Genomic DNA, 16,663 nt, shown 5'->3' with positions numbered 1-16,663 from the left:
GCCAAGTCATGCTCTTGGGGAGGCTCTGCCTCCCGAGTTGCCTTTTGCCTGAGGCAATTTTCTGGTTCCTCGTGACTTGGCTGGAGCCAAGTCATGCTCTTGGGGAGGCTCTGCCTCCCGAGTGCAGGCGGCAGAGCCGCTCAGAGTCCGTGTCACGGCTTCAGCCATGACACGAGGAAGCCTTTTGCCTGAGGCAATTATTGCAACATGGCCCCGCCTAACATTCGCTCAAAGCGTATCTCTAACTCCGCCTTCATGCGGGGATATCGCTCTAAAGTGGGGTCTTTGCGAATCACCCGTTCCGCCGCATCTCGGGCCAGAATCAACACCTCTCGGTCATCCACGAGACTGGCTAAGACAAAATCCGGTAACCCCGACTGGCGAGTTCCCAACATCTGACCGGGACCGCGAAGCTGCATATCCATTTCAGCAATCAAAAAGCCATCTTGAGATGACTCCAACACCTCTAACCGCTGTTTCGCATCCGGTGAGGCTTTGGGATGGGTCATTAATATACAATACGCCCGATCGCCGCCTCGGCCAACCCGACCCCGTAATTGGTGCAACTGCGATAAGCCAAAGCGTTCAGCGTTCTCAATCAACATCACCGTCGCGTTGGGAACATCCACCCCCACCTCCACCACCGTCGTCGAGACCAAAACCTGAGTCTCATGACCATGAAACGCCGCAATGGCTGCATCTTTCTCCGCTGACGTCATCCGGCCATGCAGCAATCCCACCCGAAAATTGGGGAACACCTCTTGTAACCGTTCATACTCCTCCACCGCTGACTTGAGATCTAATTTCTCCGATTCTTCCACCAATGGCAACACCACATAGGCCTGATGTCCCATCGCCACCTGACGGCGAATTAAATCATAAGCCTCTAACCGTTGTTTCCCCGCCAAAACTGTGGTTTGAATCGGTTTGCGACCGGGGGGTAATTCATCAATTTGACTGACATCTAAATCCCCATGTAAGGTCAACGCCAAGGTCCGAGGAATGGGGGTGGCGGTCATGGAGAGAACATGACAAATCCCATTACTCCCTTTCTGTTGCAACTTGGCCCGCTGCTGTACGCCAAAGCGATGTTGTTCGTCAATCACCGCTAACCCTAAACGGTGAAATTGCACTTTATCTTGAATTAAGGCGTGGGTTCCCACCAACACGGGGAGTTCGCCGGTTTCGAGTTGACTGTGGATTTGTCGCCGTTTGCGGGTTTTGGTGGACCCCGTCAGGAGTTCAACGGGGAGTTGTAGCAGGTTCAGCCAATCGACTAATTTGCGATAATGCTGTTCGGCTAAGACTTCCGTGGGGGCCATTAAGGCGGCTTGATACCCGGACTGAATCGCCGCCAGTATCGCCACCACCGCCACGACGGTTTTCCCGGCCCCCACATCCCCTTGAACCAGACGATTCATGGGGGAGGTTTTGTTGAGGTCGCCGAGAATCTCTTGAATCACCCGTGTTTGAGCGTGGGTGAGATTGAAGGGAAGTAAATTGTAAAATTGTTCGATGAGTTGTCCTTGAATGGTGAGTCGTTGGGCTTGGCTGCTGGCGAGTTGCAGTTCCCCGGCTTGTTTGAGTTCGTGGCGACGTTTGAGGAGGCCCAGTTGCAGATAGAAAAACTCGTCGAACACGAGGCGACGACGGGCTAAGTCTAGGATATCAGTATCGGGGGGAAAATGGATGTTGGCGATCGCCGTCGGCCGGTCCAGCAATTCATACTTTTCTCGCAATTTCCGAGGTAAGGGTTCGGGAATTTGCTCACTGGCTGGAAGCACCGCCAACACGGATTTTCGCACCAAGTCAGCGGTCACTCCATCGGTCAAGGCATAGACCGGCAAGACCCGCCCTACAGACAAAGATTCAATCCGCGATTCGGAGTTTTCTAAAACTTCTAAATCGGGGTTTTCTAAGGTGATTCCATATTTGTTTTTCTTGACCAATCCCGAGGCTGCAACGGTTGCCCCGCGCGGGTATTGGGATTTATGGGCATATTGCCAGCGCGTGGAACTGTAGCGATTTCCGGGATAGAAACGACTAATTTTTAAGCGTCCTGTGGGGTCTTTTAATGTTAATTGAAAGATGCTTAATTTCTTGTTTTTAGAACTACTAAAAAAGCTGCAACTCTGAACTTGCGCCACAACTGTAACCGTCTCTCCCGGTTCCAATTGAGCAATGGGAACTTGACGAGCATAATCAATACGATCGCGGGGAAAATACTCCAACAAATCCTGAACCCGATAGAGTCCCAACCGAGCCAAGCGATCGCCTCCCCGGCGGCCAATCTGACGCACCTGAGTCAGAGGCTGATCCAACGTCAGCTGGGCCGGAGAAACCTGGGAGTGAAGCTCAGCCGTCGGGGGTTTGCGGGGGGTGACCGGGGGTCGTTGCGATCGCGATCGCATCTCCAAAGACCGCTCACTCTGCAACAACACCCGCCGCGACTCCGCCACCAGATGCTGACGTTGGGCCAGAGTCAGAGACGGGTAGTTCGCAAACTCCGCCGCGAGATCTTGCCAACGTTGGCGATCGCTGGCCGCCAATCGCGCCGGTGGGTCCTTCAACTGGTACTCCAGAAACTCATGAAAGCGAAACTCCCGACCCACCAGATCAGAAAAACCGCGCTCAGCTTCAACACTGAGCGCTTTTCGTAATCGCTCCCAATCCGGAGCATTTTGAACAGATGGAGATGGCGCCATCGTCAGCTTCGAGAACCGTCAAGAATTGTTGGCATTAGCTTCTCGCACCGCCGCCAAAAAAGCAAACACCACCAGGGGCGTACTCAATCCTAGAATAATCCGCGTCAGCCAGACCCCATATTGCGGATGTCCCGACGACAACTCAAACACCGAGCCAACCGCCGCGATCGCCGCCACACAGGAGACCGCCAACAACAACCCAACTTTCGGAGACGATACCATAATCCTCGCGCCTCCCTAGGCTTTGATGTGACGAACAGACTTGACCGAGAACCCATACTTCGAGAGTTCCTCCGTCAGCAGTAACTGGTCTTCGACGCGATCGACAAACATCACCCCATTGAGGTGGTCCATCTCATGCTGAATCACTCGGGCCGGAAGTCCACTAAAGCGACGACGTTGGGGACGGCCCAACTCATCTTTGTAAGACACCTCAATCACCTGAGGTCGTTTCACATCCATATACACCCCAGGAATACTCAAACAGCCTTCCTGGCCCAACGCCACCTCACGGCTGTAGGCTTGGATGGCCGGGTTAATCAACACCAGCGGCGGCGTACTGGGGTCATCGAGAGCGCAATCGACCACCAACATTTGTTTAGCAATCCCCACCTGAGGCGCAGCTAAGCCAATCCCATCGGCAGTATACATACTTTGTAGCATCTCACGAGCCAGACGGCGCACCGTCTCATCGACTCGGGCCACCCGCTTCGTATTTTGGCGCAAGACGCGATCGCCCAACGTATGAATCTCAAGCGGTGGATGGTCTAATTTCGTTTTTTCAACCAGCAGAGGTGTTGAAGTTGACATAATTTAGCAACGTGTTCGTCGATACAGGCCTTTACTAAAATCATAACGTTTGTTGCTAGCACGACAAGCCTTCCCCCCCAAAGGAGTCGCCCTAACCCAAGACCCCCCTCGGCTATAGAAAGCTTAACCTTCCTAGAGAAACATCCTGAAAACCAGTGGTAAAGTAGAAGGACAGCGTTCAACGCCCCTGACCATTGTCCTTACCTGACCCTGACCGTGTTAACACCATCCACCTGTCGCCGCCTCAATAAACTCGACCAAATCCCCTCCGTTTGGGAAGGCGATCGGCGATCGCTGCAAATTGACTTAGAATCAGGTGAACTCGTTGGCGACGATGCCGGCGACTGCGTGATTTGGGTTGATGGCTCAGAAGGGGTGGTCCGGGCCATGGAGAAAGTCGCCGACGACTCGGGGATGGAAGCCGTCGTGCGAACCCTACTGCGGGCCATGGAATATCCCCACAAACCCGCTCAGCCGGGCCGGCCACAAAAAATCATCGTCAAAGACCGCGAACTGCTGTTCTTCCTACGCGGAGTCCTACAAGACCTCGATATTACCCTCGATTACGTTCCCGAACTCCCCATCATCGACGAACTGTTCCGAGGCTTAGAAGACGCCGTCGGAGGACGACCCCCCAAAGTCCCCCCCCAGTACGTCGGCCCCCTCGACGAAGAAGCCGAGGCCCTCTGGGAAGACGCGCCCTGGGACTATCTCAGCGATCATCAAATCATTAGCATCGAACTCAACTATGGCGGCATCGACACCTTTTATGTCTCCATCCTAGGACTCCTGGGCCTCGACTACGGGATTTTGCTCTATCGTAGCCTTGACTCGCTCAAAAGCTTTCGCGCCTCCATCTTAGCCAATGCCTCGATGGAGAAATTAGAGACCATTTTCCTCTCCCAAGACTGTTTATTCCTCACCTACGAAGGCGACGAGGAGTTTGATGATGAGGCCGACGATCTCGGCCATTACAGTTGGGAGTGCGTCGACGCCAACTTTGGTAGTCTTCATCCCCTCGAAGGCTTACGGCCGTTTCTCCATGAAGAAGAAGCGCTCCCCGCCTGGATTGCCCTCAAAGCCTTGCATGGCTTCCTCACTGACCATGAAGATGAGTTGATGGATGACTGGGATCAAGTCGTGCGTCAAGGCTATGAGATTTCCATTCCCAAATCCTTACAAAGCTCCGAGTTGGGCAACGGCCGCGATCGCATCGTCTCCGTCACCGTCTCCTCAATGCCCAGTGTCGCCGAGGAACTCTCAGCGTCCCCCTCTGAGTTCGACATGGATATCGACCTAGATGAGACCCCCGCTATGTCGCTCCTGGAGCAAATGTCGCGACTTCAGGATGACATTATTCCCGACGGTTCCATCTTGCGGGTTGAGAATATCCCCTGGGCGATGGTCGAAGAACTCCGCGATCGCGCGAACTGTCCTCAGGACCCCATCGCCTCTAACGGTCGCGGCAAATTTCCGGTCATTATCGTCCAAAGTACCCGCTCCCGGGTCAAAGAGATCGTCGCCACCATTGAGGCGGCTGGGGGACTGAGAGGTCTGGCCTTCAAACCCTGCAATTCCCCCTTTGATGATTTTGACTATGAGTTGGGCCTGATGCAACTCGAAAATGAGGAAATCCATCTCGTGGGCGAGTTTGATTTAGACAATCCCTATCATCAAAAGGCCCGCAAAGCCTGGGCGGAAAACCTCAAAAAAACGAAGGGTAAATGTGGCTTAATTCTAGCGATGGGAGCCACCGGTAAACGCAGCGGTAACCCCAATCTGTCGGACATGAAAGCCTTTTATGAGGTTAATCAACTCTCCCTCGACCAGATGGGCATCGAGGATTTAAGCCTCTTTCCACTCCTGTGAACCGGTCCTCTAAGCTTGCTGAGAGGCACGCAATTGACCGCAAGCGGCATCAACATCCAAACCTTTGGAATAGCGCACACTCACGGCGATATGGCGGTCTTTGAGAGCCTGTACAAAGTCGTTCACCTGTTGAGGACTTGGCCGTTGATAGTCCACCTCGGAAATGGGGTTATAGGGAATCAGATTCACGTGATTTTGGAACCCCCGTAGCTGACGGGCCAGTTCTTCGGCATGGTGGGGGCGATCGTTTAACCCCGCCAGCAACAGATATTCAAAACTTAAACGTCGGCCCGTAAGCTTGACATAATCGCGACATTCTGCTAAGAGCGCTTCCAAAGGATACTGTCGCGCACTGGGAATCAGTTGTTCGCGCAACGCTTGATTGGAACTATGGAGACTCACCGCCAAGGTTGACTGTAGCTGATGTTCAGCCAGGCGGCGAATCTGTCCCGGAATCCCCACCGTCGAGATCGTCATCGATCGCGCCCCAATCCCCACATCCTCATTCAGACAGCGTAGCGCCCCCAAGACATTATCCACATTGAGCAAAGGTTCTCCCATCCCCATAAAGACAATATTACTGACGCGATCGCGGAACTCCCCCTGCACCGTCAACACCTGATCAACGATTTCATGCACCTCCAAGTTACGCAAAAATCCCCCCTTCCCCGTCGCGCAAAAGTCGCAGGCCATGGGACAGCCCACCTGAGACGACACACAGACCGTTAAGCGCCGTTCCGTGGGCATTCCCACGGTTTCAATGATATTTCCGTCAGCCAGTTTCAGCAGATATTTAATCGTCCCATCGGGGGAAATCGAGCGATGGTGAATCGTCGAACGCCCTAGATTTGTCTCTTGGTTGGCCTCCCGCCAGGCCTTGGGAAACACCGTAATCTCAGCCAGCGATCGCACCCCCTTGTGATACAACCACTGATGCAGTTGTTTCCCTCGATAAGCCGGTTGTCCCTGGTCTTGCATCCAGGTGGTGAGGTCTTGTAGAGATTGACCTAAAAGGGGAGTTGCCGTAGCCGTGGACAGAGACATCGAGAGCGCCTATACAGTAACACCCTATCTTAACGCGACCCCTGCCCCTGGGAAAATAAGAAAAACTGCCGAGTTGTGGTCCCAGGACAACACGACAGTTCCGGTGACAAAGAGGTACAGACCTGACCATTGGGACTGATTAATGGGACTGATTAACCTACGTTCACCCTTCCCCCACAGATGTGAAACTCGATACAATACGTTACAAAGTATGCGACTCACCGAGTGACCCCCTGACGATGACCACCACATCCACCCTTGAACGCGGCCGTTTCCCCGGACAACATTGGACCTGGCGCGATCGCCCCGTTTACTATGTCCACGCCGGACAGTCTCCCAACGCCTCCCGTCCCCCCCTACTCCTGGTTCACGGCTTCGGCGCGTCCACCGACCATTGGCGCAAAACCATCGAGGGATTACAAGACGAGTTTGAGATTTGGGCGATCGACCTATTGGGGTTTGGCCGTTCCGGGAAACCGCCTCTAGCCTATAGTGGAGAACTCTGGCGCGACCAACTCCATGACTTCATCCAAGAGGTCATCGGTCAACCCGTGGTCTTAGCCGGAAACTCCCTCGGAGGCTATGTCTGTCTCTGCGTCGCCGCCCAGAAACCGGAATCGGCGCGAGGCCTCGTCTTACTCAACAGTGCCGGTCCCTTCAGCGACACGCAACCGCGCCAACCCAGTCGTTTCAGTCGAATGCTGCGCCGTTTCGCCCTGCAAGACTGGGTGGCCTTCCTGATTTTCCAGAACACCCGCCGCCGGTCCGTGATTCGTAAAACCCTCGAAAAAGTCTATGTCGACAAAAGCGCCGTTACCGATCGCCTCGTCGAAGAAATCTACCGTCCCTCCTGCGATCGTGGCGCCGCCAAAGTCTTCGCCTCCGTCTTCAAAACCCCCCGAGGCGCAACCGTCGATGAACTCCTCAGCCAACTCAACAAACCCCTGTTAATGGTGTGGGGAGAAGGAGACCCCTGGATGAACAGCAAAGACCGTAGCGCCAAGTTTCGTCAATACTATCCCAACCTCAGCGAACAGTTCCTCAACGCCGGTCACTGTCCCCACGACGAAGTTCCCGATCAAGTCAACGCCCATCTCAAATCCTGGGTTTTAGAATTGGAGTAATGCTAAGTTTTCCCCTCATCCATGCGGCCCTATCGTGGCTTGTCCTACTCAATCTTTGGTGGGGATTTCCCTCAACCGTCAACGAAACCTGCCGCATCTATCACAGTCGCGAGATTTGTATTATCAGCATCAAACGCAGTGCCAAATACTATTGGGAATACCGCGCCGAAGTCCGAGTTGACGGTCAACGGCGGCCGTTGGAAAAATACGATTGTCGCCGCCAAGAACGCATCAAACGAGATGGTCGCCACTTCCCCTTCGAGCCATCCGGCGCCGGAGACTACATCTGCAAAACCCTAAACTAGCACCTCGCCCACCAACCCAGGACAACCACAAAGATACACCCCTACCCTATTATTGCCTATTCCCTTCTTTTGCCTTTTGCCTCTTGCCTCTTGCCATCCCCTCTTGGGAGGGGTTAGGGGTGGGTTATGCCTCTTGCCCTTTCTTTCCCCTCTTCCCCATGCCTAAAACCACTCACATTGCCACCTTTGGCGCCGGCTGTTTCTGGGGTATCGAAGCCGCGTTTGCCGCCGTTACAGGAGTCACCAAAACCTCTGTTGGCTATATGGGGGGACATTTCCCGAATCCCTCCTATCTTGACGTTTGCGCTCGGATTACCGGTCATGCTGAAGTGACTCAAGTTGAATATGACCCGGATCAGGTGTCCTATGACGAGTTACTGAATCTATTTTGGAAGATTCACGATCCCACCTCCTTTAACCGCCAGGGGGCCGATCGCGGCGAGCAATATCGTTCCGTCATTTTCTACCATAGTCCTGAACAGGAACAGATGGCCCGCAAATCCAAGTTAAAGCGTCAACAACAGGAGACGGAAAAACACATCGTCACGCAAATCGAACCCGCATCGGACTATTATTTAGCCGAAGACGAACATCAACAGTATTACGCCAAACATCGGATTTAGGAGTCGGCGGGGCAATGAATTGCCCCGCCAAAATCATCGATTAGTCCTCATCCTCCTCCATCAATCCCAACTGCATCAAACTCGGATAGGAGATTTTTTCATAAGCAAAAGCCGCCTTAGCTCGGCGAATTAAATCCGTTTTATAGATAAACTCATCCCGCGCATCAATGGGATAGGACCGTAACTTAAACTGAGTCCCCCAAATTTTCTCCTGAATCACAACAACAATCGGGAGTTTTAGTTGAGTATATTTACTACTATAGGCAGCTTGATATAGAATCGTCATCACCGTCTCGACATCAACATCATGACTAAAATAAAAGTTCGTCGCCACTTGAGCTTCGAGTTCGCCACTATTGGCGTTTGAAATGGCTTCAGTCCAGGTTTTATTATGGGGAATGGTGATTAAGTTATCATCGGGGGTTTGAATCTGAATAGCTCGTAGGCCATAGCTGACGACTTCCCCATAATGCTCGGAAATTGTGACGCGATCGCCAACGCGATAAGGCGCTTCAAACAAAGCAATGACCCCCGCAATCACGGAACTGGCGTAGTCCTTAAAAGCAAACCCCAAGGCGACGGCGATCGTCCCCGTTACCGCCACAACATTGGACTCTGAGAGCTTAAAAAACAGGTTGGCTAGGTAAAATCCCATAACCAGCAAAATCAAGGCTTTCCAGAAGGGAATAGATTGCTTAGTAATCAATCTAAAACGCCGGGGAACCCGCTCAGAAATCCAGTTGGCGATCGCCTGAATAATATAAATACTTCCATAAGCCACCAGAACTGCCAAAATCCCATACAGGATTTTCTGCGTTGTAATATTCGTCAGGATTTGGTTTGGTAATTCATCCGAATTATCCTCTTGAGCCAACACGGGAACCGGAGAAAAACTCAGAACCAATCCAGCCAAAAACCGCCAGACAACTGTAAATTGGCCCGTAAATTGGGCCGTAAATTGACCCATAAATTGACCCGTAAATTGACCCATAAATTGTCTCATCAGTCGTCCCCCACAAAAAAGTTATTATGAGATAAATCAACCCGCAGCTTATCATAATACAACGGATGGATTCTTAAACCCCCATCGCGGCTTTCCAAAATTCCCTGGCGAGATAGCCATTGCACCCGCGCCTGGATTTGACTTTCAGCCTCTCCTAAAGTTTGAGCCAAATGACTGCGGGTGATGGTCGTGTGAATCAAAGTAGCGTGCAGCAAATACCGATCTAAATTCGTCAACGACGGTAAACTGGGTAATGACGGTTTAACCGGGTGAAGAAGCAGCTTCTGTTTCGCATCAGCCTCAACCCTAAGCAGTTTTTTAAGGTCGAGAGACTCTCCCGACTCATCCTGCATTCTATCCCCGTGAATCTGCAAACTTTCTAGCCAAAGATATTGAGCAACACGAGCAATTCCCGAGCTTTGACTCGCGATCAGCTCCCAATAGGCTTGACGAGGATCATTACTAGAACGATCAGGTTTATCTAAGGTCACCAATTTTTCTGCAATCGGAGTAAGCCAATCCGCGAGCATCTCATCGTCGAGTTCTGGTAACAATTGAATTTGGTCAAAATAGGCACTAATTTGGCAAACAAAATCCAAAAAGTTCCAGGCGGGATGACTCGAACCAATCACCCAAAAACAATTGGGGTTTTTGAAAATAATTTCCCGAAGATAATCAACACTACTCCAGCCCCCAATTGAGCGCAAAAAACAATGTTCTAACTGAGGCACTAACACCAGAGTTTTTCGCCGCTGATCCAAGGGGATTTCCGTATCATCATCAGCGGCTTCAAAATTAGTAATCTTGACCTGAAGATAGGGTTCTAGCAGTTTCGATATTCGTTTCTCAATCAGGCGAGGGTTGTAGGGACGTTTGAGAGTATTTAAGGGACTAATGACCTCAATTGACCAATCCTCCCAGTCCTCAAAACTGTCATTAATAATTTTAGGGATTGATTCAGCCGCACTGGCTAAAATCACCAAATGATTAGGAGCATCGATACGATGACGCCAGGATTCTACGGCTGGAGCGATCGCCTCCAGAATTGTGGTTTTATAGATTGGAGGAGGCGCCGACTCATCAATTCGTTTCAGAAGTTCATCTTTAAGCCGCGCCGGAAGTTCAATCAACTCGTCTTCTGATTCACTGCTGGGGGGTTGCGTGAACCAAGACTGGATTTTTTCTCGGATTGAGCGAAACCAAATATAACGCATTGAGGTAGGGAAAAGGGAAGAAGAGGGCAAGAGGCAAGAGGCAATAGAAGGGAACAGGGAACAGGGAATAGGGAACACCGGAACAGGGAATAGGGTCGGGGCTTACCCTTGTGGTTGCTCTCTTAGGGTCGCTCTTTTTCGGCTACAGTTGACCACTTTAGGGGCTTTAAAAGCGTAACTCATAGCGGATTTCAATGGACTCAAAACCAGGGGTTCCCGATTCAGTTTGGCCGCCTTGGAGTAAAAAGCCACTGAGACCATAATCATAGGTCAATCCCAACAGCGATCGCTCATTGAGTTCATAAATCGCCTCAATCTGTCCAATCGGAAACACACTGAGACGATCTAAACCGATCGCGTCGCCCGCCTGATTCGCCACCCGATCAATATCTACCAAGAGTCCCGTCAACTCGGGTTCCAAGACAAACCGCACCAGTGCATATTCAAAAAACTCCGTCCCTCGTAACTGACCAATCTCATCAATCGTTGTCACCACCTGTCCCCCCAGTAGAGACACCAGCTCATTCTCACTGCGATTAGGAACACTACTCAACTGCACCGTATCTAACAACGCCTCATTAGGCTCAAACCCTTGCACCGTCACCTCTCCCGACGAATCCGCCAAAATGGCATCGAGGACATCTTCCGTCATCGCATCAATCGTGATATTGACTAAAAGCTGGCGTGACTGACGCAGCGGGAGAATCGTCGTATCAGGGACCTCATTACTGTTGCGATCGCGATCGGCCATGGGGTTGCGGCGTTGTTCCGACACCAGCGTCGACACCTGTACATCCAACCGAGGATTGAACAGGCCCTCCTCCGGGATAAACTCCACCGTCTGAGGACGACCTGGGGTGACAAAAAAGACACTACTCAAGACATTCAACTGACCCTCTTCAACCCGAATCGTCCCCTGAGGGTTCAGATTCCCCAAATCACCATCAATCACCCCATTTACCGTCACATCCCCCGCCACCCGTGCATTAAAACTCGGTAGAGAATTAACAATCCTCAAATCTTCCCCAAGACTGACTCGAAACCCATCTAAGACCGGCATAATCAATGGAGACGTGGCCTCAGACCGGGTCTCAGAAGAGGGGACACTTGACGAGTCTGACATCATCCCCCCAGCAGCCAACTCTCCCCCAGGAACCGAGACACGTCCTTGAGACAACTCAATCCCGCCGCGAACCACAGGAGTTAACACCGTTCCCGCCACCGTGATGTCTCCATCCAACCGGCCCTCATAGAGTCCCGCTAGGGCGATCGCCCCTTGGTCCACCGTCAACGTCAGAGGGCGTTCTAAGTCGGGATTTGGCTCCAACAGAGGTAAGACCCCCGCCAAACGAAACGATCCATCCGCAACCTGGGCCACCAATCCCTCAACATCGAGTTGCTCCTGATTAAAACGAATCACCCCATCGATCTGACTTTGAGCCTCAGGAAGAGCCGCCGCCTCAACCTGGGCCTGATCAAAGGCGATCGCCCCCTCAGCCTCAAACGACTGTAAAATCCGCTCAATTTCCCCAGAAGTCAACGCCATCAGATCCACGCGAGCCGCCACATCCACCCGTCCCTCACCGCCAAGCCAAACCACCTGACCCTCACTGAGGGCCTCAACCAACTCAAACGCCGGTGTATCCAGGGAAATACGTCCCTGAGCGATCGCCGTCTCCGGGGTTAACGCCGTCAGCGGAAAAGGAACACTGACCTGAATCTGACTCCAACTCGGAGCTACGGTGACGAACTCAACGCGATCGCCCCCGTAGCGGAAATTCCCCAAAAACGACTCCAGAGAGCGGTCATTCAACTGAGGCGACTCAATCGCCACCTCTCCCAACAGCGTCGGTTGTTGCACCGTCCCGCCGAACCGTCCTTGCAGCCGCAGATCCCCCCCTAGCGTCACCGGGAGACTGACAAACCGCTCCAGAAGGTCCAGCGGGACATCCACCACCTCAAACCCGCCCTCAAGCTGCGTCGGAGAAACACGGCCCATCAAAGACGCTTCGCCCCCCTCCGCCTGCACCCGAGCCTGCTCAACAGTCAACACATTGTCCACAAAACTGGCTCTGACGCGAAGATCATCGAGAGTCAGCCGAGGTCGAGGTTCAGACGTGGCCAGAGGCGAGGGGGGTTGCGTATACCAAACCCAATCCGACGCCGCCAAGTCAGCCGTAAGATTAGGATTTCCCAGGGTTCCCCCCAGAGTCACCGCAGCAGTATAGGTTCCCTCAATCTCCGCCACCTGAGGCGGTTGAGGCTCACCAGGAGGGGTCACTCGTTCGATCACCTGTTGACGGATGCGGTCAAACAGAGCCAACTGCTCCGCTAACGGATGTTTGGGAATCCCGACCCCAGTGGCGGTCAAATCTTGGGGATCTAAACTGGGACTGGCGACACCGCGACGGAGCAGATCCTCGATGTCATACCAAGCCACCGTCGTGAGCAGATCCCCCACGTTCCCTGAGTCAACCGTGAGTTCTGCCTGAACCGGGGCCTGTTGCCAAGCGGCCAGGGGAATACGCCCTTGAACGACCCCCAACAGATCCAGTTGGGTGGCGGCGTTGAGGACAAAGCGACTGTCCCGGAGTTGGAGGACGCCATCGCGAATCACCGTCTCTTGTCCGTCATAGCCAAACTCAGCGGCGATCGCCTCGGCCCGTAAATAGCCCAAACCGGGGTTAGCGACGCTCACCCCACCGCGAGTTTGCAGGGTAAACAGATCCGTGACGATTTCTCCTGTTACCTGACCGCGAACCGGTCCAATAATCCCCAAGGCTTGGCCCGGAACAAGGTCTAATAGAGCCAAATTAAAGTCATCCAAGCTCATCGCAAAGCGATCGCCCAGACGTTCCCCCAAGGCCGAGAACACCACCTCACCATTGACGGCTTTACGAATCTCGAAATCACGGGGGAGATAGGGAGCCAAACATCGAGATCCCTGCTGACAGGCCTCTAAGGCCACCGCCAGGCGATCGCTCTCCCGTCCCGGTCCTTGCAACGCCAGGGCCAAGGTCCCCCCCGTGCGAACCTGCACCGTTCCCGCCATCAAGGGGTCAAACTCCACCTCATTGACCGCAAAATCCCGCAGTTCCACCCCACCGGCTAGATTCAGATTGCCCTCGCCCAAGGGATTCGAGAGTAACTGACGGCCTTGAAACTGTCCTGAAACGGCCACACTGCCATCGATATTAACCGGACTGGGACGTTTTAAATTCTCACCCACCGCCACATCGGCCAGTAACAGGGTTAGAGGTAGGCGTTGGGAATCATAATTCGCCTCCAGAGTTAAATTGGCCGCTAAATCGGGGGTTTGTCTGAGATGGCTCAACAGGACATCCCCCTGGGCCTGAAGTAAATCCCCGTCGATATTGGCCGTGAGGCGATTCACCTGAGCCGGAATGGGAACCGCTCCGAGTTCCAACAAGGGATTCAGCGGTCCCGAGAGATTGGCCTGGGCCAGCAGCGTCGTGGGGAAGCGGGGACTGGTGACAATGCGATCGCCGATCAACTCCTGCACTAAAGCATCATCAACGGGCAGATTCGCGTCTGTGGTAACGTGCCATTGTCCCCCAGTTACCGCCGCGACAACCGTTCCTGACCCCTGATTGAGAGCCAGTTGAGCCTCCGTGGTTAACTCGGGGTTGAGTCGACTCAAATCTCCGCTGTCCAAGATACCCAGCACATTCGCCAAACTCAAACGAGCGGTTCCCGCCGCCGACATTAGCCCCACCGTGGCCCGAAGATTGGGCAAATAGGGATTGAGAGCGATATTGGCGGCGGAGAAGTTGCTCTCTAGCTGGCCATTGGCCACTTGGGCCTGAACCTGGGCCGTTCCGTCGGCGATCGCCAAGCGTCCCCCAGCATCGAGGCGAATCCCCGACAAATCCCGCGTTAGAGCCGCATCCATGAGACTGGCCAAGGAACTCCGCAGCCGAGCCTGACCGCGACTGAGACTCACCCCTAAAGGTAACTCCAGGTTTAGCCCCCTGGCCGACACCCCCGAGGCGATGGCCTCAACGTCGATTTCTCCCTGACTGAGATCCCCTTGCAGCCGGGCCACGCCATCGGCCAGATTCAGACCCAGGGCCAGGGTTCCCTGAACCGCCGCCGGGGAGAGGTCATCGAAACGCCCCGATAATTGCGCAGTTAACTCCGTCAGTTGAGCCGTTAGGGGCAAAAATGGGGAGAGATTGATCGGACTCGACACGACATCGAGCCACCAGATCTCAGTCAGCAAATCGGCGTTTCCGGTTAGGGTGATGTCTCCCCCCCCGGCGGTAATTTCCGCCCGCTCCAGACTGAGACGATTGTTGGCAAAGCGGGCATTTCCCTCGCTGCTGACGGCTCCTAAGTCGGCGGCTAGGATATCAGGGGTTGACCAGGTTAGGGTGGCTTGAGGATTGGTCAGAGGTCCGCTGACGTTGACCTGGGCCAGCAGTTGCCCCAAGCTCACGGTGTTGGGGAGTGCCAGATAGGGGGCAACGAGGGCATCGCTGGGGAGATCTAAGCGTAGATCGAGGTTGAGGTTAGACCCGCCTGGGTTGGCGAGGCGGGGACGATCGCGAAGAGTCTCGGGGAGGGCCTCGATTAACGGACCCGTCCATTGGCCAATTTCGGCATCGCCTCGGCCGACAATGCTGCCCCCGACGGCGGGGTTTAGACGAAGGCCATTGAGGGTGACGCGATCGAGGGTGGCGGTCAGGTTGGCCCGCAGTTGCGAGATGCCGGTTTGAGCCACAATCAGAGGGCTACTGTTGCTGAGATTTAGGGTGAACTGGGGATCGCTGAGGTCTCCCAGGAGTTGGGCTTGCCCCTGTAAAACCCCCGTTAAGCCCAGGGTATCTAGGGGCGCGAGGAGAGGGTCATCAATCAGTTCAGACAGGCGTTCTAGGGCGATTTCAGGGACGCTGAAGGCAAGATCATAGCCGGCCGACTCGCTGATACTGCCGCTGCCGTTGAGTTGCAGGTCGCCGGTTTGGGCCTTGAGGCGATCGAGTTGCAGGCGACGCCCCTGAAAACGCAGGTTCACGTCAGCGGTGAGGGGTTGATTTAAGCCGTCTAGGTTGGCGGCTAACTCATCGAGATTCAGGGTTCCGCGAATTTCGGGCAATCCCCAGTTGAGGGTTCCCGCGTCGTCGAGGAGGGGGGGAATCTCCAGGTTGAGGTTACCGTTGAGCGTGCCGCTGGTTAAGGGAATGCGATCGCCGACTTCGGGGGGCAACAGGGCGAAAAATTGGCTTAACTGCACCTGTTGTAAGCGGGGATTGATGCGACTTTCGAGGGTGCTGATGCGGGTGGTTCCCTGCACGTCAACGACTCCCTCGGGAAGAGTCACGGCTAGGTCATACTGAGCCTGCTCAAAGGCTTGGCTGAGGGTGGCATCGCCCTGAACTCCCACGGTAAAGGCCTCGGAACGGCCCTGGGGAGTCAGTTGTAGATGTCCCCCCTCGATGATGAGGTTGAGGGGAATCTCGATGGGCAATTCGTCGTCGCTGGGTTCGGGGAGGTTGAGATCTAAGGTCAGCCATTGGCCATCGTCCCCTTGTTGGGCGATGAGGTTGAGATCCCGTAGGGTAATGGTGACGGGAAGTTGGCCGCTGAGGAGGGCGGGGAGGTTGTATTGGACGCGGATTTGCTCGACTCGCAGGGAGTTGGCATTCTCGGCGGTGGGCGGGAGATAGAGGCCATCGAGGTCTACTCCCGTCAGGGAGAGTCGTTGTACGGCCCCGAGTTCGAGGGGACGGTTGAGAATGGGGATAATTTGGGCTTCGACGAATCCGGGAAGTTGCGATCGCAGCCAGGCGGTGGTAACGCGATAGCCGACGGTTCCCAAGACGACAACGATTCCTCCCCCAATTAGAAGTCGTTTTAGGGAACGGCGTCGAGGAGGAGATGGCTCGGGAGTGGGGCGAGGCGGTGGATTGGCCATAGTTCACGTAGATCGGCGTCAATCGATGTGG

The 16,663-nt window shown here is 54.0% G+C and carries 11 protein-coding genes; 4 read left to right on the top strand and 7 right to left on the bottom strand.

The window, feature by feature from the left end; genetic code table 11:
• Positions 1-197: 197 nt before the first annotated feature.
• Genes recG through def form a run of 3 tightly spaced genes read right to left on the bottom strand, consistent with a single transcriptional unit; the run spans position 198 to position 3,515 of the window.
• The gene (gene recG, locus R6U67_RS16510) at positions 198-2,705 is read right to left on the bottom strand and encodes an ATP-dependent DNA helicase RecG (RefSeq protein ID WP_410253567.1); all 2,508 of its coding nucleotides are present in this window, start codon (positions 2,703-2,705) and stop codon (positions 198-200) included.
• An 18-nt stretch (positions 2,706-2,723) separates the two neighbouring features.
• Positions 2,724-2,927, bottom strand: coding sequence for a hypothetical protein (locus R6U67_RS16505; protein ID WP_410253566.1), 204 nt, complete (start codon positions 2,925-2,927; stop codon positions 2,724-2,726).
• Between the two features lie 15 nt (positions 2,928-2,942).
• Positions 2,943-3,515 (bottom strand): peptide deformylase, encoded by a 573-nt coding sequence (gene def, locus R6U67_RS16500; protein ID WP_410253565.1) that lies wholly within the window; start codon positions 3,513-3,515, stop codon positions 2,943-2,945.
• Positions 3,516-3,731: 216 nt separating this feature from the next.
• On the opposite strand from def, the gene R6U67_RS16495 reads away from it, so the two are divergent.
• Positions 3,732-5,384 carry a DUF6930 domain-containing protein gene (locus R6U67_RS16495; RefSeq protein WP_410253564.1) on the top strand — a complete coding sequence of 551 codons (1,653 nt, stop codon included), beginning with the start codon at positions 3,732-3,734 and terminating at the stop codon, positions 5,382-5,384.
• A gap of 9 nt (positions 5,385-5,393) precedes the next feature.
• Here R6U67_RS16495 and rlmN read toward each other — a convergent pair whose 3' ends face one another.
• Positions 5,394-6,428 carry a 23S rRNA (adenine(2503)-C(2))-methyltransferase RlmN gene (gene rlmN, locus R6U67_RS16490; RefSeq protein ID WP_410253563.1) on the bottom strand — a complete coding sequence of 345 codons (1,035 nt, stop codon included), beginning with the start codon at positions 6,426-6,428 and terminating at the stop codon, positions 5,394-5,396.
• Positions 6,429-6,667: 239 nt separating this feature from the next.
• On the opposite strand from rlmN, the gene R6U67_RS16485 reads away from it, so the two are divergent.
• The 3 genes from R6U67_RS16485 to msrA all read left to right on the top strand — a co-directional run bounded on the left by R6U67_RS16485 (position 6,668) and on the right by msrA (position 8,480).
• On the top strand, positions 6,668-7,552 hold the full coding sequence (locus tag R6U67_RS16485; protein ID WP_410253562.1) for an alpha/beta fold hydrolase: 885 nt from the start codon (positions 6,668-6,670) through the stop codon (positions 7,550-7,552).
• Positions 7,552-7,857: a hypothetical protein gene (locus R6U67_RS16480; RefSeq protein ID WP_410253561.1), complete on the top strand. Its 306-nt coding sequence runs from the start codon at positions 7,552-7,554 to the stop codon at positions 7,855-7,857. Before R6U67_RS16485 ends, R6U67_RS16480 begins: the two co-directional genes overlap by 1 nt.
• A gap of 158 nt (positions 7,858-8,015) precedes the next feature.
• Positions 8,016-8,480, top strand: coding sequence for a peptide-methionine (S)-S-oxide reductase MsrA (gene msrA / locus R6U67_RS16475; protein WP_410253560.1), 465 nt, complete (start codon positions 8,016-8,018; stop codon positions 8,478-8,480).
• Between the two features lie 40 nt (positions 8,481-8,520).
• Here msrA and R6U67_RS16470 read toward each other — a convergent pair whose 3' ends face one another.
• From R6U67_RS16470 to R6U67_RS16460, 3 genes are all read right to left on the bottom strand, one after another.
• Complete coding sequence (locus tag R6U67_RS16470; protein ID WP_410253559.1) at positions 8,521-9,471, bottom strand: mechanosensitive ion channel family protein; 951 nt, start codon at positions 9,469-9,471, stop codon at positions 8,521-8,523.
• 11 nt (positions 9,472-9,482) lie between these two features.
• Positions 9,483-10,697, bottom strand: coding sequence for a hypothetical protein (locus tag R6U67_RS16465; RefSeq protein WP_410253558.1), 1,215 nt, complete (start codon positions 10,695-10,697; stop codon positions 9,483-9,485).
• Positions 10,698-10,863: 166 nt separating this feature from the next.
• Complete coding sequence (locus R6U67_RS16460) at positions 10,864-16,632, bottom strand: translocation/assembly module TamB domain-containing protein (RefSeq protein WP_410253557.1); 5,769 nt, start codon at positions 16,630-16,632, stop codon at positions 10,864-10,866.
• Positions 16,633-16,663 lie beyond the last annotated feature (31 nt).

Origin of the sequence: Sodalinema sp. (assembly GCF_046483825.1) — a bacterium.
Classification (GTDB): Bacteria; Cyanobacteriota; Cyanobacteriia; order Cyanobacteriales; family Geitlerinemataceae; genus Sodalinema.
Note: the sequence above shows the minus strand (reverse complement) of the source record. Positions and strands in the feature narration are given on the sequence as shown.